Origin of the sequence: Spiroplasma endosymbiont of Nomada rufipes, from assembly GCF_964277355.1 — a bacterium.
Classification (GTDB): domain Bacteria; phylum Bacillota_I; class Bacilli_A; order Mycoplasmatales; family VBWQ01; genus Spiroplasma_E.
In genome coordinates this window covers 185,173-207,017 of record NZ_OZ195517.1, presented here as the reverse complement: position 1 = coordinate 207,017, position 21,845 = coordinate 185,173, and the positions used below count along the sequence as shown (strand labels likewise).

Sequence of the window (21,845 nt, the reverse complement as noted above, 5' to 3'; positions counted from 1 at the left end):
AGCCACTTAAACCTATTGTTGTTGAAAGTGTGGCATTACTGTATCACTACCCTCTTCTTTCACTTTTAAATCTTCTTTTAAGGTATTCATAGCAATTGGTAAAGCGGCATTAGAATACTGAGTTGTAAAACCAGCAATAATTGGTTTCTGTGCTTTTACTAATCAACGATAAGGATTAATACCAAATAAATATAATGATAATAAATGTCATAAGAAAGTAATAAGTAGTGCTAAATAAGCAACCCCAATAATAATGCCAATATTAGCAAGTGCACCAATTGGTTGATTAATAATTGCTGTTGCTAGCATACTCATAACAGCAAATGGCATAATTTTAATAAACATCATTAATATTGAAATAATAATTTTTCACATTGTTTCTAAAGTGTTTCTTGCTTTGTCCATTCGTTCTTCATTATGCTTAGTTAGTTTTTTAATTGCAAATCCAATTAAAGCACCAAGTACAATAATTGGAATAATTAATGTTTGAGTAAAAACACCAATTAAGCTGCTAGGAACGTAACTAATGATAATTTCGAGAATTGTTTTGGCAGTAGTTTTATCGTAATTACCACCATCAGTTAAATTAAAACCTTGCCCAATTTTGAAAGCAATTCCTAGTCCAAAGGCAATAGTAAAAGCAATAGCCACATTTATTAATAAAATAGTAATACCAACTCCTGAAACTTTAGTTATTGTTTTTGAGTTACTATTTTTTTTACTAGTAATTCTAGCGATAGCTAAAAATACTAATGGAATAGTTAACATAGTAATACCAATAATAAAAATAGTTTTTAATAATTCAATTCAGTGTACAATTTCTGCAACTCAGGGTATATAGTCAGGATTAGGTTTTATTGGTGTTCCAGGTAAGTTAGGATAAGTAATGTTATGACTATTAAAACCAGTAATAGTTTGGATAGTAATACCAAAAATTAGTCCTAATCCCATTCCAGTAAAAATACGAATTGGAAATTTAGGTTTAGTTTTTTTAATAAAAATAGAAAGTGCTAGGATAATACTAAAAAAGACAATTATCCCGATTAGACTTTGTCAGTGTGAAATACCAACAAAGTCTCTTAATAAGTTAATATTGTCATTACTAAGAGTTGTCATAGTTGCTACCTCATTCTTTTTATTTTTTATAGGTTATGACGATGTTACTTTTCTGCTTGCTATATGAATAATATCACACTAGTACGAGCAAAAGGAGGTGAATAAACTAAATCTAAATTTTGTAAATCACTGATGTCCATTTTATTTCAAATGGCAGTAGCAAGAGCATTAATTCTTAATGTGGCATGATTATAACCTGCCATTTGTGCTGCCAGTAATTGGAAATTTGTTTTATCATAAAATAGTTTTAAGTATAAAGGACGAGATTGTTTTAAGTATCTTGGTAGATCATAATCTTTAATATAAACACTACCAATTTTATTTTTATCAATCGTATCAAAACTACCAGTTTTTGTTATTTCTAAATTACCAACACGTAAAATACTTGACCCTAAAGTTCCTGGATATTTATGTTCTGGGTTTTTAATATTATCAGCAATAATACGTGCCATTTTATTAGCATTAGTTGCCAAGGGAACATATATTGATGATTTATCAAATTGACTATATATTTGTGCACAATCACCACCACTATACATATTTGAAAACTTTTTTGTAAGATTTTCTTTAGAAGGAATTTGACAGAATTCGTTAATAATAATTGCTTTATTTTTGTTTAATTCAATATTGCTATTTTGTAAAAATTCGTATTTGGTTCAAAACCAACTGCTAGTATTACTAAATCACAAGGTATTGTTTTTCCGTTTTTTTTATCATTTACACTTCTTAAACGCAAATCATTAACATTATTATGAGTCATCATTAGTTCTTCAACTTGATAGTTTAGTAAAATAGTGGCATTGTTTTTTGATTTAGTTTTATGATTAATATTTTTTTTGGTTAGTTCATCATAAATTAATTGACTAAATTCTTTATCAACAACGTCTGCCATTAATCGATCTTTCATTTCAACGATTGTGACATCTTTTTTTTGTTTTAAGCACGCTTCTGCCATTTCCATGCCAATAAATCCACCACCAATAATAACTATTTTTTTAGCATTTTTCATTGCTTTTTTTAGATTTATGGCATCTTCTTTAGTAAAAACATTATAAACATTATGTGGTAAAATACCATGACTAAAAGGTGGCGGAATTTTTGGTTTGGCTCCTGTTGCAATAACTAAGGCATGATAAGATACAACTTTTGCTTTAGTTTTATCGTCTATTGTTTTTTTGACATGAATTTCTTGTTTTGCTGTATCGACTTTAATAACATTTTGATTTAAATGAATTTTAATTTTATTTTTATTATTAGTTTTTTCTGAAAAATCTTTTTTTGTACGGTCATTTAAAAGTTTTTTATCTTTAAATTCATTAGCAATATAATAAGGAATACCACAAGCACCAAGTGAAATATAGTTTTTTTCTTGATAAACATGGATATCAAAGTTTTTATCACTATTTTTTTCACTACGTAATAATTTATTCGCAACTCCCATCCCAGTCGCACCAGCACCAATAATAATAACTTTAATTTTCATTTTTATCATCGCTCCACTCTCATTAATTATAATATATATTTAATAAAAAAATCAATTAATAGTGTTTATCTTAAGTATTGATTCATTTTTGAACAAATTCTAAAGTAGTGTCACTAATACCCTTATCAGTTACTAAATTATATTCATTAACAACTGTGTAGTCTAAATCACCAATTAAAAAACTTTGACCGTGGTTAGCATCAAGGATAGTGTATAATGAACTTTTTTTTGGTATTTCATAGCGAATTTTTTCTTGAAATAATTCGTTAGCATTAGTGTAGTTAATAAAGTGATCATTTTGACCATGAAGAAATAACATTGGCATATCAGGTATTAGTTTTAAATATTTAATTGGTTGTATTTCTTGTAAACCATCAACACCAAATGCTTTTTGTGCTTTTTTACGACTTAATTTCAGCATTAAATTAGTAGGTAAGAAAGCATAGTTGTATAGTTTTTCACTATAGGTACGATCTAAGCGACTAAATGTACAATCAGAAATAATGAATTTTACTTTTTGATTAATTTTATGTTTTGCATATAAATTGCTTCACATTACTACTGTTGCGCCACCTAATGAAAAACCATATAATCCTAAAGCAGTAGTTTCTTGTTTATATGTTTTACAACAGTATTCAATAATGTCTTGTAAATCTTGTGATTCTTTTAAACCAAAAGTTGTTGGTGATGCATCACTTTCACCATGGTTACGAGCATCATATCAAATAACATTGTAGCCAGCACGTAAAAAAATGAAAGATTGTTTAAATATTCAAAATCTTGTATTAGTTATTCCGTGTAATAGAATTATTGTTTTATTATTATTTTCATTTTTAAGGGGACTTTTTAAAAGATTACCGTATAATGTTAAATTGTCAATTGATGTTTTAATTGAAAAAGGAATTATATTTTCATGTTTTTCTAGGTATTCTCAATATTCAAAATACATTGGCCATTTTGCTAATTCAATTTTAACTTTCGGTTGAAATTGTGAATTATATTGCAAGCATGCTTTAAACATTTCAATTGAATTTATATTAACTTTTTGTCTTAATTTTATTCTATTAATACTACTTTGTTTCATTGGTTTTCCTCACATTTTAGGTCATACATTTTAATAGTCGACATTATTTAGTATTGTTGGTTTTGGTTTACAACGAATATATTTTTTATATTTTTTATAAGGTATAAATTTAATATATTTGTATTTGCTAACTACGTGTTGTCCATTATTTTTACTATTTCGTCGTAAACAGGGTTTTACTTTTTTGATTTTAAAAGTACCAAAATTAGGAATAGTAATTACTTTACCTAGTTGGTTAATATTTTTAATTTCTTCAATTACACAATTAAAAACTATTTCAATATCTTGAATGTTAAATTTAGTTTTATCTGATACTCTTGCAATTAATTCTTTTGCGTTCATAAAAATCAACCCTATCTGTTTGCCCATATCCTTTTAATATTATTTTATATTATTTTATTGCTAAATTGCTGAATTATACTTGTAAGTGCAAGTAAATAAAATTGCAAAAAATTCTCATATAAAAATTTCATAATGCTAAATTTAGTTTAGAAAAAAGTAAGGAGTTTTTATATGAGTTATAAACATCTTGGCATAGATGAAAGGATTTATATTGAGAATCAATTGAAATTTAAATTTAAAATTAGTGAAATAGCTAAAAATCTTAATCGAAGTATTAGTACTATTATTCGAGAAATTAATAGAAATAAAGATAATAATCATTATTTTTCATTAATTGCACAAAATAAAGCTGAAAATCGAAAACAATCACATATTAGTTTTCATAAGTTTAAAAATAATAATTTAGTAAAATATGTACAACAAAAATTACTATTAGGTTGATCACCTGAACAAATTTATGGCAGAATTAAAAATTTTCATAAAGAGTGAGTTATTAGTTTTAAAACAATTTATACTTGAATTTATTTTGGAATGCTGGATAAAGTTACTAGTAAAAATTTAAGAAGAAAAGGTAAAAAACGAAAATCTAAAGAAAATCGTGGCAAGTTTAATGGTAAATCAATTAAAGAACGAGATATAAATGTTAATGATCGTATAACACTTGGTCATTGAGAAGGAGATACTATAGTATCATCACGAGGTAAAAGTAAATCATGTTTAATAACTTTAGTTGAAAGAGTATCACGATTTACTTTAGCAATATTAGTTAAAAACAGAACTACTAAAGTTATTAATAAAAATGTCAGTTATTATTTATCAATTCTTCCTAAAAACATTGTTAAAACTATTACTTTTGATCGTGGCAAAGAATTTTCAAATTGACAACAACTTGAAAAAAATTTAGATGTAAAAATTTATTTTGCCAATCCATATTCACCTTGACAAAGAGGTACTAATGAAAATACTAATGGTTTAATTAGAGAAAAATTTCCTAAAAAATTTATTTTTTCAAAAACTAATAAAAATGAAGTTCATAAATTTATATTGTCTTTAAATCAAAGACCGAGAAAAATATTAAATTATCTTTCACCAATCGAATATTTGGATAGAAAAATAATTTATTTGCACTTACCTTTACAATTTAGCATTTAGTTTGCGATGAGTTTAATATTTGATTAATTTTTTAAAATATATTGCTATTTATAATCATATTAGTACTTAATATACTAGTTAAAATTAGTATTACTAAATACTTAATTCTTTTTTATTTTCTTACTAAATTTAATTTATTTAATCTGTCAAAATCTTTATTTTAAATTATAAAACTTTAAAATAATTTTTCATGAAATAACTTTTGGAAATTATTAAAATTTTTAATATTTTTTAGGCAGTGTTTTTTAAATTCAAAATTTTGTTCATAAATTTTTTGTAAAACTAAGTATCAATAGCGTTAATATTTAAAAGTAATAAAAAAGAGATTTAATAATTAGGTTTTTTGTTAAAAATTATCATATAATTAACAATGAACATTTTAATTATGGAGAAAAATATGAATAAGGATATGTATTTAATTAGAGCAGTAGAAATGGCAACAATTGATGCTTATAAATTTATTGGTCGTAAAAATAAGAATGCTGTTGACTTTGCTGCTGTTGAAGCAATGACAATTATGTTAGATAATGCCCCTATTAAATGTCGTATTATCGTTGGTGAAGGTGAGTTAGATCAAGCACCAATGTTATTTGTTAATCAAGAGTTAGGAAAAGGAAAAACTTTAACTTATGATTTAGCAGTTGATCCAGTAGAAGGTACTTATCCTGCTGCTTATAATATTGCTGGTAGTATTGCTTGTTTAGCAGCAGAAGCACCTAATACTATTTTAAAGTTACCAGAAATGTATATGGAAAAATTATTTGTTGGACCCGATTTAGAAGATGCTATTAACAATGAAGATGATTTTATTACTAATATTAAAACTATGCAAAAGATGAAAAAACATAATGATTTAATTGGTATTATTTTAGATAAACCAAGACATCAAAAAATAATTGAAAAGTTGCATGATTTAGGTATTATTGTTCGTTTAATTGGTGATGGTGATGTGCTTGCTGCTATTGATGTTATTAATAAGGAAGCAGATTTTGTTTATGGTATTGGTGGTGCTCCTGAAGGAGCATTAATGGCAGCATTAGCATTAAGTGCTGGTGGCAATATTAAAACTAAGTTAATTTCCTATCAAACAATATGACCCACTGATGAAGATACTAAAATTCGTATTAATATTGAAGATATTGCTATTAAAAAATATAAATTATCATATTATTTTGCTAAAGATTTAGTAAAAGATGAAAATGTCCGTTTTGTTGCAACGGGTTTAACAGCTGGTGGAAGTTTAAAAGCAATTAAATATTATTATGGTAAATATTATTTAAATACTTTTTTTGTTTCACATGGTGTTGTTAGAAATATGGAAGTTACTTATAGTGTTAGTCAGGTTAATAAACTATTGACAAGTGTTGAAAAAATTATGAAAATATATAATAAGTATGTTTAAAAATATTTAAAGGAGAAAATTATGAATGATATTGATCTTTTACCTGCTATCCCAGTTTTAGAAAGTCAACGTTTAAAACTACGACCTATTACTTTAAATGATGCACAAGCATTATTTAATTATGCAAAGAATGAAAATATTACAAAATATGTACCGTGAAAAGCTCATAAAAGTATTAATGATAGTATTGGTTTTATTAATTCTTTATTACAAGAATATAAACAATTAAGTTCTTTAATGTGAGCAGTGCAATTAAAAGATGATGAAACCAATACGATGATCGGTACTTGTGGTTTTATTAGATATTTTACTCATACTAAATGTTTGGAAATAGGTTATGCTTTTAATCCAAAAGAGTGGGGTAAAGGTTATGCCAAAGAGGCATTGTTGACTGCTATTAAGTATGGATTTGAAAATACTAATAGTATTAGAATTGAAGGTAGTTGTGTTAAAGAGAATATTGCTTCAGCGAAAACGATGGAAAGTGTTGGCATGAAGTTTGAAGGAATTTCTCGTAGTAATTTTATTAAAGATGGTAAAGTTAGTGATTGTAAAATATTTAGTATTATTCGTAGTGAGTATTTTAAAAAATAAAGTTTTTTTAAAAAAAGTAGGATTATAGTTTAAAAGTTTTAACCCTCTAGTAGTTAATTTATTTTCTAACGTTTTTTCAACTAAAAATAAAATTAATTTATTCATTTTATCTTCTTATAATTTATATTCTATAATAAAATCTTCATAATTATATTCAATTTCTAAATATTTATTTAATGTAACTTTATTAATTTTTAGCATACTTCTTAATTATATTTGTTAAAATAAATATAAGTATGAAGATTTATTTTAGAATAAGGTGAATATTTTGGAACAAAAATTTACAATAGTTGAAAAAAAATATAATGATTTAAGAATGTTGCCTGTAAACCCTAGAATTCTAGATCTTAATATTAAATTAGATAAAATATATTATGATAACTATTCAATTTTTGTTGAAATTAAAAAAATATTAAATTTAGAAAGAAAAAACTTAGAAGTTTTATATGAATTAATTTCATCTTTATCTGATAGATTTACAGCTTCTAATGATAATATTCATATTATTCCCGATGATAAAGAACAAAATTTCTATGTATTAGAAGGTAACAGAAGATTGATGTGCATGTATTTATTAGAAGAATTTTCTTTCAATAATTCTGAATGAAAAGAAATTAATGATTATATAGTTAATGAATTAGGAAAAGAAAATTCAGCATTGAAAGACAATTGAGAAAAAATTTTAATTTGTATAAATGATTATCAAAAACTAAATGTTCATTATTTTAATAACATTTCTATTACATTAGTTAATAGAAAATTATCTACAGAAGAAGAATTATGACAAATAGTAAATAATAGACATACTGCAGGTAGTACAGGAAAAAGTGCATTTCCTAGACTTCTTTATTTAAGAAGATTAGGTAAAAAATTTTCTGATTTATATAAAAAAAGTAAAGAAATTAATTTTCAAAATAAGGATATTAGGCAGATTAAAAAAGAAATTTTAAAGAAAATTCATTTTAAATATGATAGAACTATTGAAAATTTAAGTAATGATATTAATAAATCTTTATGGTGTACTTGAGTTATTTCAAAATATAAACAAATTAATTAAAAAGAACAGAATAAATTCTCTTTATGGAATATTAAATAAATTATTTGATACGTCTAAAACAGGATTACAATTTAGTAAATATTTTGAATTATTTATTCAAGATTTACTTGAGATGAAAAAAATAGATGAAAATACTAAAAATGATATTATTTCAAATAAATCTTCTATTAAGGAATTAGTTACTGCGAAATATCAAAATTCTCCTAGAAGTATATTTAATGATACAATTCATAATATATATAATATATTTGAAAGTGAAAAAATTTTAAATTTATGAGTAGAAAATATAAAAAATTATATTCATTTTTATAATTGATTTTTAACTAAAATAGGTTGATTTCAAGAAAAAAAATAACAAAATATGAAAGTAGGTGAACAGATGGAATTTAATTCAAACATAGTAATATATGAAAAATTAATTAATAATATCAAATTAGAATTACCAAAAGAAAAAACATGAAAAAAACTTTAGTCGTGTTTGAGGTGATTCTATGCATAGAATTTGTTCTTATGTGGCTATGTTTTCACCAAGTTTAGCCGATTATTTTATTCAAAAGTATTCAGAAGAAAATGACATTGTATTAGATACTTTTTCTGGTAGAGGAACAATTCTTTTACAATCACGTTTATTGAATAGAGAAACTTATGCAATAGATTTAAATCCATTTGCTTATGTACTTTCTCGTGCAAAATCTCAAAGTTTTAAACTTAATGAAGTATTAATTAGAATTAAATATTGAGAAGAAAAATATTGCAAAGATAAAAAAATATATTTCAGCAATTGATAATTTTATTTTAGCTATAACATTAGGATTAATGCATGGTCCAATGAAGAAAAATGGTTAATCAATATATTTTTCCTTAGGTATGAGTAATCACACTTCAATGTCAGTTAACTATGTTAGAAAATATGCATTGAAAAATAATCTTAAAAAACCAAAAGATAATATTTTTGAAAAAATAAGTAATCGTGTAAAACGTGTATTATCAAAAGCTCATTATTGTAATAAAATTGCTAATGTGAAGTTGGGTAATGCTTTAAAAATAAAGGATTATTTTGATATTAAACCTAAATTAATTTTTACATCACCACCATATTTAAATTTAATTAATTATACAAGACAAAATTGGCTTAAGATGTGAATATTAGGATTTAATACTAATAAAGATAATAAAAACATTAAGTTAGATGATAGACATGATTTAGAAACGTATAAAATTTTTATGAAAGAGTATTTATTACAAATTTCAAAAATATGTAATAAAGATACTTAAGTTATTTTAGTAGTTGGTGATGCAAATAATAGAAAAGTATGTAATTATTTTGATATTATGCGGGATAGTATTAAAATTGAAATTCCATTAAGATTAGAAGAAACTTATGAAGATTCAATAATTCAAAAGAAAAAAGCTACTAATTATCTTGGAAGCAAAGCTGGTAAAGCAACAAGAATTGATAAAATATATGTTTTTAAATTAAAATGCTAAATTGTAAAGGTAAGTGCAACTAAATTATTTTTCTATCCAAATATTCGATTGGTGAAAGATAATTTAATATTTTTCTCGGTCTTTGATTTAAAGACAATATAAATTTATGAACTTCATTTTTATTAGTTTTTGAAAAAATAAATTTTTTAGGAAATTTTTCTCTAATTAAACCATTAGTATTTTCATTAGTACCTCTTTGTCAAGGTGAATATGGATTGGCAAAATAAATTTTTACATCTAAATTTTTTTCAAGTTGTTGTCAATTTGAAAATTCTTTGCCACGATAAAAAGTAATAGTTTTAACAATGTTTTTTGGAAGAATTGATAAATAATAACTGACATTTTTATTAATAACTTTAGTAGTTCTGTTTTTAACTAATATTGCTAAAGAAAATCGTGATACTCTTTCAACTAAAGTTATTAAACATGATTTGCTTTTGCCTCTTGATGATACTATAGTATCTCCTTCTCAATGACCAAGTGTTATACGATCATTAACATTTATATCTCGTTCTTTAATTGATTTACCATTAAACTTGCCACGATTTTCTTTAGATTTTCGTTTTTTACCTTTTCTTCTTAAATTTTTACTAGTAACTTTATCAAGCATTCCAAAATAAATTCAAGTATAAATTGTTTTAAAACTAATAACTCACTCTTTATGAAAATTTTTAATTCTGCCATAAATTTGTTCAGGTGATCAACCTAATAGTAATTTTTGTTGTACATATTTTACTAAATTCTTATTTTTAAACTTATGAAAACTAATATGTGATTGTTTTCGATTTTCAGCTTTATTTTGTGCAATTAATGAAAAATAATGATTATTATCTTTATTTCTATTAATTTCTCGAATAATAGTACTAATACTTCGATTAAGATTTTTAGCTATTTCACTAATTTTAAATTTAAATTTCAATTGATTCTCAATATAAATCCTTTCATCTATGCCAAGATGTTTATAACTCATATAAAAACTCCTTACTTTTTTCTAAACTAAATTTAGCATTATGAAATTTTTATATGAGAATTTTTTGCAATTTTATTTACTTGCACTTACAAGTATAATTCAGCATAATATTTTATTCATAATATTATTTTTAAAAATTATATTAAGTTAGTTGTTAAAGAATGATAATTAATAAATGAATTTTGTAAAAAATGAAGTTTTATAAGTAAAAATATAGTTACTCTAACTTATCAATGTTATAATTTATCAAAGGAATAACTAATATTAATTTATGAAAATTTAGATAGAAAGGTGCTATTGCCATTAATATGTTTTTTAAAAGTGTAAAATTCAAGAAGACAAATGATGATTTTGAAACAGATGATAACTCTGAATCAGAAGTTAATATAGAAGGAAAACAAGAAATAATTACACCTTTTAAACAGTATAAAAGTAAAGATAGTAAAAATCTTTTTGCTAAAAAAATGTTATTAAAAAGAAAGCAATTAAAATTAAATAGTAAGAAAAAATTTAGTGTTCATGATTGAGGGATTGATAATACTAATTATGTTTTTATTGATTTTGAAATTGCAAATTCGAATAAAACAAGTGCTTGTCAATTAATTATGATAAAAGTAACACAAGGTAAAATTGTCAAAACTTATAGTTCGTTAATTAAACCACATCCTGAAGAATTTACTTTTTCTCATGTTCATGGAATTACAAATGAAAGCGTATCTTTAATGTCAAATTTTAAAGAATTATGAGTAGACATTGTTACTTTTTTTACTGAAAATACTGTTGTTATTGCTCATCATGCTAACTTTAACATTAATATCTTAAGATCATTAATAAATCATAATGATTTAGAGTGCTCTAATTTTTTTTACATTTGTTCAGTTAAGTTATTTAGAAGAACATATGATTATCCTAATAACCGTTTAAGTGCTCTTGCTCATAGTAATCAAATTAAATTTGATCATCATGATCCATTGGCAGATGTTACCACTTTACATAAATTAATTAATATACATTTCAGTGAACATTACCATTTAAAAACTTTATGTAATAATCTTAATATTAAAATGGGGAGATTATTTGGTGATTTTTTATCTTAATTAATATAAGATGTATTTTTATATATAAAAATACTTTTTAAGTTTAAAGGTATAGTAAATAAAAATTTGCAAATTTAAAAATTAACATTATAATTATACTTATGTAGGGATATTAAGATAAATTATTTAAGTCAAATTGTATACAAAAGAGGTTACAGTTATGGAAAAAGAAATAGATGTTGCATATGTTTTATCACCATTGGATACAGTCACTAATGTTAATGACAAAAGTGTCTTTTCAATAAAAACACATCTTGTGATAATAAATAAAATACTTAAAAGTAAGTAATTACTGGTTTTAAATTAGTATTAATGATTACTAGTTAAAACAGTTGCTATTTTTAAGTGCAGCACTAATTCTTTAAATAATATTTATATCTTGTATAAAATATAATGAATTATAATCGAGAAGATTATTAACTAAAATTCAATTTTTATTTAATAAAAGTCTAAAAAGTACATGAATATTTTGCTTGTTTATGATAACTTTACTAAAGAAATTAAAAATAAAATTTCTTATTTTTGATGTTATTAATTTTGATATGTAATATTTTATGAAATGGAGGTGAAATCAATGAAATATGACTATGAAATTATTGTAATTGGTGCGGGTCATGCTGGTGTTGAAGCGGCATTATCTTCTGCACGAGCAGGTCATAAAACTGCTATTATTACTCTTGATAAAACTAAAATTGCATTAATGCCATGCAATCCTTCTATTGGTGGACCCGCCAAAGGAGTTGTGGTTCGTGAAATTGATGCACTTGGTGGCGAAATGGCTAAAGCAGCAGATGCTACTGCTTTGCAAATGAAACTATTAAATCATTCACGTGGTCCAGCAGTTTGAGCTATTCGTGCTCAATCTGATAAAATTGCTTATTCACAATATATGCAAAATGCAATAAATAAACAAGAAAATTTAACAATTTTAGAAGTTATGGTACAATCATTAATAATTGAAGAAAACACTGCTAAGGGTGTTATTTTAGAGAATGGCGAAAAAATTACAAGTGAAATTGTGATTTTAACTACTGGTACTTATATGACAGCTTTAACTTTACAAGGTCATAATAAGAAATCAGAAGGACCAGATGGTCAAAGAACAAGTAATGGTATTTCTGAACAATTAAAAATTGTAGGCTTTAATATGATACGTTTAAAAACAGGAACACCACCTCGTATTAAAAAAAATAGTATTGATTTTGACAAAACTAATATTGAACTAGGTAGTGATTTACCTTTAGCATTTTCACATGAAACTAAAAATTTTTTACCATTAGCAAAACAATTACCTTGTTATTTACTTTATACAAATGATAAAACTCATACCATTATTAATAATAATTTAGATAAATCACCAATGTATAATGGTGAAGCACAAGGTACTGGACCACGTTATTGTCCAAGTATTGAGGATAAGGTAGTACGTTTTGCTGATAAGCCTCGTCATCAAATTTTCTTAGAGCCAGAATCACTTGCTTTGGATTCAATTTATGTCCAAGGTTTTTCAACATCATTGCCAATTGATGTGCAAGATAAAATGTTGAGAACGTTACCTGGTTTAGAAAATTGTGAAGTATTAAAATGAGCATATGCTATTGAATATGATGCTTTTGAACCAACACAATTATGACCAACATTGGAAACTAAATTAATTAAAAAATTATTTAGTGCTGGTCAAATTAATGGTACTAGTGGTTATGAAGAAGCAGCGTGTCAAGGTTTAATAGCCGGAATTAATGCCCATTTAAAAATAAAAAAAGAAAGACCATTAATTTTAAAGCGTGATGAAGCATATATCGGAGTTTTAATTGATGATTTAGTAACAAAAGGAACAGTTGAACCTTATCGTTTATTAACTTCTTTAGCTGAACATCGTTTATTATTACGAAATGATAATGCTCAAACAAGATTAATTAAGTATGGTTATCAAGTTGGCTTAGTTAGTGAACAACGTTGATCACAATTTAATATTCAACAAACATTAATGTCCAATATTGTTGAAAAATTAAAAACCATTAAAGTTAGTCCCAATTCAGAAGTTGCTAAGTATATTATTAATAATAATTTAGGTCCAATTCCCGATAATCATATTATTGCTTATGAATTATTAAAACGCCCAGGTGTCAAATTATCAATGTTTACTTCACAGTTACCTTTAATAAATGATTTACAATATCATGAATTAATGGAATTAGAAATTACAATTAAATATTCAGGGTATATTAATCAGCAACTAAAAATGGCGCAACAAACTAATAGTTTAGAAAAAAAACAAATTCCTAGTGATATTGATTATGATTTAGTAGAAAGTATTACTGGTGAAGCTAGAGAAAAATTAAAGCGCGTTAGACCATTAACAATTGGTCATGCTACAAGAATTTCTGGTGTTAGTCCTGCTGATATTCAAGTTTTATTATTTTTTTTAAAACGCAAATATCCAAATTTAAATATTTAATAAATTAGCGATCTTTTAATTAAGATCGCTAATTTTATATATTTTGCATAAAGACTACTTATTTCTTCTAATTCATTAGCTGTTTCTTGCATATTTTCACTCTCTGTTAAAATAATAGAAACTGTCTCTGGATTTTCTATATGACTTTTTGATGGGTTATCATTAATTATTACATCTGTTAATTGATTATTAGTGTTATTAATTTTATTAAATTTAAATGTTAACCCACCATGTCTTTCTTTTTTTCTTCCTTTTTTATTTTTAAATGTAGAATTTGATTGGTTTAAAATATCTTTCATTTCTTTTTGTGCTGTTATTTTTTGAAATATTTCTGATTTATTTTTGTTTGCCATTTTAATACCTCCTTTTAACAAAAAAATCCATTTACTTTCCTATAAAAGTAATTGGTTAAAACTTATGTATACTAATAATAATTGTATATTATCAAATTTTATGTATTTTACAATTAATTAATTTATTATTAAAAATAAATATAAAGTATGTAAAATTTATATAAATAAGTCAAAGTTAATAGTAAATAATTTATTTTTTTTGTTTTTTAAAATCATTCAAAAATTAGAATTTCAAATAAATGATCTAGCAAAAGATATAAATAAGAACGTAAATGCGACTAAAAATAAAATTAAAATTCCTCATCATTACATTTTAGGAATAACAAAAGAAAATAACTTTGAAAATAATAACAAACCAAATATTACTATTAATAAAATTAATTGTCATAAATCCTTTTTATCTATATTCTTTATTATTTTTTTAATAAACCGTTTAATTAATTTGCAATAAATTGATTGTTTGATATTAAACTAAGATTTCTTGTATAATTATAAATAATTATTATTAGTAGGTGGTTTTTATGTTTCGACGTTTTCTATTATTCACTATAATTTTGCCAACAATAACTACTATTAGTAGTAGTATTTATGCTTGTACTTGGAATTTAAAACCAACAGTTTTATTAATAACAAGTTATCAACAAGCACAAAATCAAAACATTTATGACCGACTTGTTTATCAAAAGTTACAAACTTTTTATGGTAAAGATCATGTAGTAACATTGTTTAGTTCTCAAGATGATAATTATTATGCATTAATGTTGAGGAACTTTTTATCTACATATAATATCAAAAAAGTTTATATTTTAAATCCTAGTTTTCAAAAGTATATTCCACATCATAGTGAAACTAGTAGTTATTCTACTAAAAACTTAATTAGAGTATTACAACAATTTCAGAATGTTAAATTTTATTTTTTTAATAACATTATTGCTGATACGGTTAAAGTCACTAATAATATTTATGATATTAGATATAATACTGATAACGTAACTAGTAGCCATTTAAATTATGGCAGTAAAATTGCTGAACATTTTCAACAAAATGTTCAGGATGGAATAATAAATAAAAAATATAACTTTGATGTTGATGACAACGGTAAATTGATAGTTAGAATTGGTATTATTAATAATATTGGTATTGATTATGATCAAACTATTTTGAATCAATTTGCTGAGATAATTAATGGTATTGATAATCCAAAAATTACATATAAAATTATTTATGCTAATCCTCATGATAGTTTTGTAACAAGTAATATTTATAGTGCTGATAGTGTTGCCGGTGTTGGTCAGATTGCCCAATCATTATATGAAACACATGGTGTTAATTTTATTATTAATACTAATTATTGATATAACAGTATTATTGCTTATACTGCTAGGTTAATATCTTCCCGTCCAACTTATAGTAAAACTATTAGTTTTATTGGATATAATGTCATTAATAATAATGATTATGTTTATGATGATATTAATTATTTAGCTTTTGGTTTTATGCCTGGTTTGGAAATTTTTGATGAGACATTTAACGAAGAAATTAATCCTAATTTTAAAATTATACCTAGTGCTTCAGAAAGTAAAATCCAAACTTATGGTGTTAATAACATTGATTTTACTAATCAGTATGGAGATATATAATTATGGAAAAAACAATATTGAAGTTACAAAAAATTAGTAAATATTATGATACTCGTGTTATATTTGAAAATGTTAATTTAGAAATAACACAAGAAATTCATGCCATTGTTGGTAATAATAGCGTTGGTAAATCAACGTTAATTAGAATGCTTGCTGGTTTTGAACAACCTTCTAAAGGAAAAATTGTTATTAATAGTTTAAGAAAAGGATGTTATTTTCCTCGTGATCCTAGTGAAATGCTTTATTTTAGAATAGCTTATGCTGGTCAAGAAGATTTTTTCTTAGACAATCTTACTGTTAAACAAAATATTATACTTGGTAATGAACCAACTATTGCCAAAATTTTTCCTAATTGAAAAGAAGCTGAATTTAAAATTAATAATTTAATGGAAAAATATAAAATTAAGCTTAATTTAAATAAGAGAGTATCAACACTTGCGATTGAAGAATTAAAAAAATTATCTTTGCTTCGTGCTTTATTCAAAGAACCTAAAATATTATTGTTAGATGAACCAACTGTTGGTTTATCTGATAGTCAAAAAGTAGAGTTTTGAATGATTTTTAAAACATTTCGTAATGAAGAAATAACGGTCCTTTTCACAACTAGAGATGAAGAATTTGCTAAAATGGTTGCTAACCGAGTATCTTGAATTGAAAACTTAAATATTGGTAAAACAAAAGTAATGAAATTAGAAGAAAATACTAAATTATTTACAACTAATTATTGAGGTAAGATTTTTAATTATAAAAAGCCAAAATCGATAAATTCAGTACCAATGCTTTATATTGATAATCTTTCTTTGAATAAACCTAATATTTCAAATTTTCATAAAATTGAATTTGCAATTCGCCCTGGTGAAATATATGGTATTTATGATTATGAAAACCTTTATAGCGAGGTTTTACTTGAAAGTATAGTACGTATGATTAAAACGCAAACAGGACGCATTTTTTTTCAAGAACAAGAAGTAACTTATTTTAAACCGCAAGAAATTAGTAATTTAGGAATTGATTGAATATCTGGACATTATAGTAATACTGCTATAATTCCTGATGCCACTTTATTTGAAAATTTTACCTTTTGAAATTATAATAAAGAAAAATATGTAACTAAATCCGGAGTTGTCAAAACAGCGGTTGTTAATAAAAAGGTACGAGAAATTATTAAAAAATATCAAATATTTAACGATAATAATATTTTTATTAAAATTAATAAATTATCAAAAGGAGAAATGCAGAAATTTGTATTAGCAAGAAGTATTGAAGAGCAACCACAATTATTAATTTTATCTAATCCATTTTCTGATTTAGATGAAAATTCTTCATTATTAATTATTAAAAAGATAATAGAGTTACGCGAAAGTGGCTCAAGCATTTTAATTATTGATACTGATCCCTACTTATTACAATTATTGTGTCAACGAGTAGCAGTTATTTACCACAAACAATTTGTTTGTAAATTGGAAAATAAAGATGTTAAAGTTGAAATAATGAACAATCCAGCACTATGACATGATTATCCTATTACAAATGAAATAATTGTTAAAACTGATAAAATGTATCAATTACCACAAACAAAGTGAAGTTTGAAAATGAAAAAAATAATTAGAACAATTAATTATTTGAAAAGACCATTTGTCAAAATTACTAGTTGAATTAATAAAAAAATGGAAAATATTAGGTCAAGGTTGGGTTAAAAGATGTTGGAAAATATTAAAAAATGAAATTTTTGATTAGTGGGTACATTATTATTACTAATAACTCTATTTTTTGTTAGTTTATTAATGCTATGTTTACAAGTTAATCCATTATCATTTTGGAAAACTATTTTTATTAATCCTTTAACTAATTTAGTAAGTTTTAGTAATTTAATTGAAACATATAGTATATTAATATTAACAGGATTAGCAGTAGCTATTACTTTTAAGTATCGTATTTATAACTTTGGAGTTAGTGGTCAAATGTTATTTAGTGCTATGGTAACATATGTATTGGCAGTAGCTATTTATAAGAGTGGTGGTCATAGTCAATGAATTACTCCTTTTCTTTTATTAATTGCAGTTTTAATTGGTGGTTTAGCCGGTTTAATTATTGCAATTTTAAAAACTTATTTTAAAATTCATGAAATTATTAGCACTATTTTATTTAATTTTATTGCTTGAGAAGGATATAAAGGTTTAATAGCCAGTAATGTTTATCATAACTTAAACATTCCAACGCAAATTACTAATATTAGATTTTCATTAATTAGTGGACCTTTTAGCATTAGTAATTTATTTTCTGCTGGTATTATTATTGCTATTATTGTCTTATTAATCGCAATTATTATTTTTAATAATCGCATTCTTGGTTTTAAATTAAACGCAATTGCTAAAAATCCCGTTGCTGCAAAATATGCCAGATTAAATCCTCAATATCAGGGTTTAATAATTTTACCAATTTCAGGAGCGATAGCAGGAATTGCTGGTTATCTTTATTTTTTAGGAGTTAATAATAATTTACCTTCGCTTTCTGCTCCAATTCAAGAAGGATTTTATGGGATAGTAGTAGCTGCTTTAGCGGGATATACACCAGGAGTTATTTTATTTTCATCATTTTTTATGAGTTTATTTATTAGTCCTATTGAAAATAATGCTTTTATGTATTTTAAAAATCCAGAAATTGCAATAATAGTATTATCAATAACCATTTACATTATTGGTATTTATCCTTTTATTTGGCATTACTTAACTCATTCTATTGCTATTAAAGAATATTTAATAAGACTAAAAAAGAAGCTAATATGAAAAAAAGAATTAATTAAGGATGAACAACAAAATGTTAAAATTGTTAATGTTGAATCAAAATCTTCAAAAATTTTTAAAAAAAAGAAAATATTTAAAAAGAAAAGGAGAAAAAAATAATTATGTTACTCTCATTTTCAACAATTTTAGTTAATACATTATTATTTGCTTGTCCATTATTATTGTTATGTACAGGTGGAATTTTAAATACTAGAGCAGGAATTGTTAATTTTGGTTTTGATGGTATTATGTGTACTGGTGCTGCTACATATTGTATAATTGTTTCACAATTAAAAAATAATTTTGGTGGTGGAGTTGCAATTTTGGCATTTTTTATAACTATTATCATCGGAATTGTATTTGGTTTAATTCATAGTTTAGCAACCTTATTGTTTAGAACAAATCAATTTTTAGTATCAATGGTTATTAATTACTTTGGTTATGGATTAGCAGTAATTTTACCATTAACATTTACTGGAGAAATAAATTATTCATTAGCAAGTATTTATATTTATCAATTTTCTTGAATTGCAATTTTGGTAACCTTTTTAGCAATTTATATTTTTGCAGCTATTTTGTTTTTAACTAAGCTTGGATTATACATTAGAGGAATTGGTGAGAATCCAACTGCAGTGGCTTTAAATTATATTCATGTTCGTCGTTCTCGATTTTATATTTCGCTATTTTCTAGTTCTTTAGCTTGTTTTTCGGGTGCTTTATTTGTTTATGTACTTCCAAGTACTTTTATTTATAGTAATAATTTTGCTGGTATTGGATTTTTAGCAATTGCTTTATGAATGATGGCACATAGTAGATTTTTTTTAACTTCTATTATTTGTTTTATTTTTTCTTTTTTATATCAGTATATTAATGCTTCACAAACATTTATAGTTATTAGTAATAATATTCCAAGTTGATTATGAGGAATGTTTCCATATTTAATAGCATTAGTATCATTAATGATTTTTCGTCCTAATACAGAATTGGTAAAAAGTTGAGCGCAACCTTATGTTAAAGCAGGTAGAAAATGACAATAAAATTATATGCTAGCAATATTTTAAACCTTTATCAGGTTTAATAAATATAATGTTTTAAATGTTTTTTAATAAATTCAGTTTTTATTTTTATTCTGTATAATAAATTTATTAAGCAATGAAAAAGGGGAATTTTAAATTATGGTAAAAAACTTAAATGACAGTTTTGAGAAATTGATTGAACAGAACAATGACAGTTTAGAAAAAATATTAAAAAAAAGAAAAACATTTAAAAATAATAAGAAAAAAATAATTAATAAAATTTCTAATATTAACTATCAAAAAATTAATGATGATGAAGTAATAAGTTTTAAATCTAAAAAAAATAAATGTATAGTAATGTAAATTAGATTAAAGCATTTATTTTTTAAGAAAATATTTTTTATAATTTGTATAATAATTTTTTAAAAAAAGATTGTTAATTACTAGTATTTATTAATAAATTTATTAGTTGTTATATTAGGAACTTGGGTTTCATATTTTGTTATTTCTTCATACAAAGATTTTGATCATTTAAGGTGTGAATTTAATGGTTTCACATTTTTTAATAATATAGATTCTTTATATTCTTGATTTCCACCACTAAGACTTTGTTTTTTTTGTGCTTCTTGTTGGTAAATTTTTTTTGTTAAATCTTTTTTAGATTTGGTTTTTTGTTCTTGATTTTGATATTTATTAATTAATAATTTTAATATTTTTCTTTTTTCTGGACTTAATGCTTCCATTTTTCTTGGACTTAATGCGGGTATTTGTTCTTTTGTGAGTGCTTCTATTTGTTGATTTGTAAGTCAACTAATTTGTTCTCTTGTCAATCCTTCTATTTGTTCTGATGTTAGTGCTTGTATTTGTTCAATTGTGAGTGCTTGTATTTGTTCAATTGTAAGTGCATATATTTTTTTTGAAATAATTAGTGCTGAGATTTGTTTTGTTGTGAAATATGGTATTTGTTCAATTGTAAATGCTGGTATTTGTTTTTTGGTAAATGATTGAATTTGTTCAATTATGAATCATTGTATTTGTTTTGAAATTATTCCATTTATGTATTTAATTGGAAACTATTGTATTTGTTCTGGTGCAAATGATTGTATTTGTTCTTTTGTGAGTGCTTGGATTTGTTTTTCTGTAAATACTCTATTTTGTCTTGGTGTTAGTGCTTGTATTTGTTCAATTGTAAATCAACTAATTTGTAAAATAGTTAATGAGGGTATTTGCTTTGGTGTTAGTGCTTGTATTTGTTGATTTGTAAATATTTGTATTTGTTCTTTGGTAAATTCTGGTATTTGTTCATAATCAATTCATTGAATTTGTTGTGTTGTGAAAGCTTGGATTTGTGAAACTTTGAATTTCTTAGTTCATTGTGATGTAAATATTCTAATTTTATTGTAGTTAAGTGAACTTATTTGTTTGGTTGTCAAAGCTTGTACTTGTGAAATTTTTAAATAATAAATTTGTGAATTTGTAAATCATTGGATTTGTTGTGTTGTGAAAGCTTGGATTTGTCTTGATGTTAAGATAATAGTTTGTGAAGTTTTAAATGACGCTATTTGATTTTCTGTAAAAGATTGTATTTGCGAGACTGTAAATGCGGGTATTTGTTTTTCTGTTAATGCTTTAATTTGTTTTTCTGTAAAAGCTTGGATTTGTTTTGTTATAAATATTTGTATTTGTATCGGTGTAAAAGTAGAAATTTGTTTTTCTGTTAGTACTTGTATTTGTTTATAATCAAATAATTTAATTTGATTTAGAGTTAATGTTTTTATTTGTTTTTCATTGAGTGCTTGTATTTGTTCTA

At 24.2% G+C, this 21,845-nt stretch carries 23 protein-coding genes; 14 read left to right on the top strand and 9 right to left on the bottom strand.

Annotation, left to right across the window (positions count from 1 at the left end; translation table 4 throughout):
- Positions 1-12: 12 nt before the first annotated feature.
- From ACICQF_RS01165 to ACICQF_RS01145, 5 genes are all read right to left on the bottom strand, one after another.
- On the bottom strand, positions 13-1,116 hold the full coding sequence (locus tag ACICQF_RS01165) for a cation:dicarboxylate symporter family transporter (RefSeq protein WP_395473380.1): 1,104 nt from the start codon (positions 1,114-1,116) through the stop codon (positions 13-15).
- A gap of 59 nt (positions 1,117-1,175) precedes the next feature.
- Positions 1,176-1,655, bottom strand: coding sequence for a hypothetical protein (locus tag ACICQF_RS01160; RefSeq protein WP_395473379.1), 480 nt, complete (start codon positions 1,653-1,655; stop codon positions 1,176-1,178).
- Positions 1,656-1,732: 77 nt separating this feature from the next.
- Positions 1,733-2,599: an FAD-dependent oxidoreductase gene (locus ACICQF_RS01155; RefSeq protein WP_395473378.1), complete on the bottom strand. Its 867-nt coding sequence runs from the start codon at positions 2,597-2,599 to the stop codon at positions 1,733-1,735.
- 70 nt (positions 2,600-2,669) lie between these two features.
- Positions 2,670-3,683 carry an alpha/beta hydrolase gene (locus tag ACICQF_RS01150; protein ID WP_395473377.1) on the bottom strand — a complete coding sequence of 338 codons (1,014 nt, stop codon included), beginning with the start codon at positions 3,681-3,683 and terminating at the stop codon, positions 2,670-2,672.
- 30 nt (positions 3,684-3,713) lie between these two features.
- A complete protein-coding gene (locus ACICQF_RS01145) occupies positions 3,714-4,025 on the bottom strand; it encodes an HU family DNA-binding protein (RefSeq protein WP_174480240.1) in 312 nt (103 codons plus the stop codon).
- A 171-nt stretch (positions 4,026-4,196) separates the two neighbouring features.
- Here ACICQF_RS01145 and ACICQF_RS01140 point away from each other — a divergent pair, with 171 nt between their 5' ends.
- The 7 genes from ACICQF_RS01140 (at position 4,197) to ACICQF_RS01110 (ending at position 9,718) form a co-directional block, all read left to right on the top strand.
- Entirely contained in the window at positions 4,197-5,177 is a 981-nt protein-coding gene (locus ACICQF_RS01140) for an IS30 family transposase (RefSeq protein ID WP_395473376.1), read from the top strand.
- Positions 5,178-5,574: 397 nt separating this feature from the next.
- A complete protein-coding gene (locus ACICQF_RS01135) occupies positions 5,575-6,579 on the top strand; it encodes a fructose-bisphosphatase class II (RefSeq protein ID WP_395473375.1) in 1,005 nt (334 codons plus the stop codon).
- Positions 6,580-6,600: 21 nt separating this feature from the next.
- Positions 6,601-7,173: a GNAT family N-acetyltransferase gene (locus ACICQF_RS01130; RefSeq protein ID WP_395473374.1), complete on the top strand. Its 573-nt coding sequence runs from the start codon at positions 6,601-6,603 to the stop codon at positions 7,171-7,173.
- A 268-nt stretch (positions 7,174-7,441) separates the two neighbouring features.
- On the top strand, positions 7,442-8,230 hold the full coding sequence (locus ACICQF_RS01125; RefSeq protein ID WP_395473373.1) for a hypothetical protein: 789 nt from the start codon (positions 7,442-7,444) through the stop codon (positions 8,228-8,230).
- A gap of 491 nt (positions 8,231-8,721) precedes the next feature.
- Positions 8,722-9,018 (top strand): DNA methyltransferase, encoded by a 297-nt coding sequence (locus tag ACICQF_RS01120; RefSeq protein WP_395473372.1) that lies wholly within the window; start codon positions 8,722-8,724, stop codon positions 9,016-9,018.
- A 97-nt stretch (positions 9,019-9,115) separates the two neighbouring features.
- Positions 9,116-9,505, top strand: coding sequence for a hypothetical protein (locus ACICQF_RS01115; RefSeq protein ID WP_395473371.1), 390 nt, complete (start codon positions 9,116-9,118; stop codon positions 9,503-9,505).
- 57 nt (positions 9,506-9,562) lie between these two features.
- Positions 9,563-9,718 carry a hypothetical protein gene (locus tag ACICQF_RS01110; protein ID WP_395473370.1) on the top strand — a complete coding sequence of 52 codons (156 nt, stop codon included), beginning with the start codon at positions 9,563-9,565 and terminating at the stop codon, positions 9,716-9,718.
- 19 nt (positions 9,719-9,737) lie between these two features.
- Here the strand turns inward: ACICQF_RS01110 and ACICQF_RS01105 are convergent, their stop codons facing one another.
- Positions 9,738-10,688 carry an IS30 family transposase gene (locus ACICQF_RS01105; protein WP_395473369.1) on the bottom strand — a complete coding sequence of 317 codons (951 nt, stop codon included), beginning with the start codon at positions 10,686-10,688 and terminating at the stop codon, positions 9,738-9,740.
- 308 nt (positions 10,689-10,996) lie between these two features.
- Here ACICQF_RS01105 and ACICQF_RS01100 point away from each other — a divergent pair, with 308 nt between their 5' ends.
- Entirely contained in the window at positions 10,997-11,785 is a 789-nt protein-coding gene (locus ACICQF_RS01100; RefSeq protein WP_395473368.1) for an exonuclease domain-containing protein, read from the top strand.
- A gap of 574 nt (positions 11,786-12,359) precedes the next feature.
- Positions 12,360-14,243 carry a tRNA uridine-5-carboxymethylaminomethyl(34) synthesis enzyme MnmG gene (gene mnmG, locus ACICQF_RS01095; RefSeq protein ID WP_395473367.1) on the top strand — a complete coding sequence of 628 codons (1,884 nt, stop codon included), beginning with the start codon at positions 12,360-12,362 and terminating at the stop codon, positions 14,241-14,243.
- Here mnmG and ACICQF_RS01090 read toward each other — a convergent pair.
- Positions 14,240-14,596: a hypothetical protein gene (locus ACICQF_RS01090; protein WP_395473366.1), complete on the bottom strand. Its 357-nt coding sequence runs from the start codon at positions 14,594-14,596 to the stop codon at positions 14,240-14,242. The genes mnmG and ACICQF_RS01090 overlap by 4 nt on opposite strands.
- A gap of 521 nt (positions 14,597-15,117) precedes the next feature.
- Here ACICQF_RS01090 and ACICQF_RS01085 point away from each other — a divergent pair.
- The 5 genes from ACICQF_RS01085 to ACICQF_RS01065 all read left to right on the top strand — a co-directional run bounded on the left by ACICQF_RS01085 (position 15,118) and on the right by ACICQF_RS01065 (position 20,398).
- Complete coding sequence (locus tag ACICQF_RS01085; RefSeq protein WP_395473365.1) at positions 15,118-16,236, top strand: hypothetical protein; 1,119 nt, start codon at positions 15,118-15,120, stop codon at positions 16,234-16,236.
- A gap of 2 nt (positions 16,237-16,238) precedes the next feature.
- Complete coding sequence (locus ACICQF_RS01080) at positions 16,239-17,933, top strand: ATP-binding cassette domain-containing protein (RefSeq protein WP_395473364.1); 1,695 nt, start codon at positions 16,239-16,241, stop codon at positions 17,931-17,933.
- Positions 17,934-17,936: 3 nt separating this feature from the next.
- Positions 17,937-19,139, top strand: coding sequence for an ABC transporter permease subunit (locus tag ACICQF_RS01075; protein ID WP_395473363.1), 1,203 nt, complete (start codon positions 17,937-17,939; stop codon positions 19,137-19,139).
- Positions 19,140-19,141: 2 nt separating this feature from the next.
- On the top strand, positions 19,142-20,056 hold the full coding sequence (locus ACICQF_RS01070; protein WP_338958854.1) for an ABC transporter permease subunit: 915 nt from the start codon (positions 19,142-19,144) through the stop codon (positions 20,054-20,056).
- Between the two features lie 138 nt (positions 20,057-20,194).
- Positions 20,195-20,398, top strand: a complete 204-nt coding sequence (locus ACICQF_RS01065; protein ID WP_395473362.1) for a hypothetical protein — start codon at positions 20,195-20,197, stop codon at positions 20,396-20,398.
- 80 nt (positions 20,399-20,478) lie between these two features.
- On the opposite strand, the gene ACICQF_RS01060 is transcribed toward ACICQF_RS01065, so the two are convergent.
- Positions 20,479-20,865: a hypothetical protein gene (locus ACICQF_RS01060; RefSeq protein ID WP_395473361.1), complete on the bottom strand. Its 387-nt coding sequence runs from the start codon at positions 20,863-20,865 to the stop codon at positions 20,479-20,481.
- A 243-nt stretch (positions 20,866-21,108) separates the two neighbouring features.
- Complete coding sequence (locus ACICQF_RS01055) at positions 21,109-21,468, bottom strand: hypothetical protein (RefSeq protein ID WP_395473360.1); 360 nt, start codon at positions 21,466-21,468, stop codon at positions 21,109-21,111.
- Between the last annotated feature and the right edge of the window lie 377 nt (positions 21,469-21,845).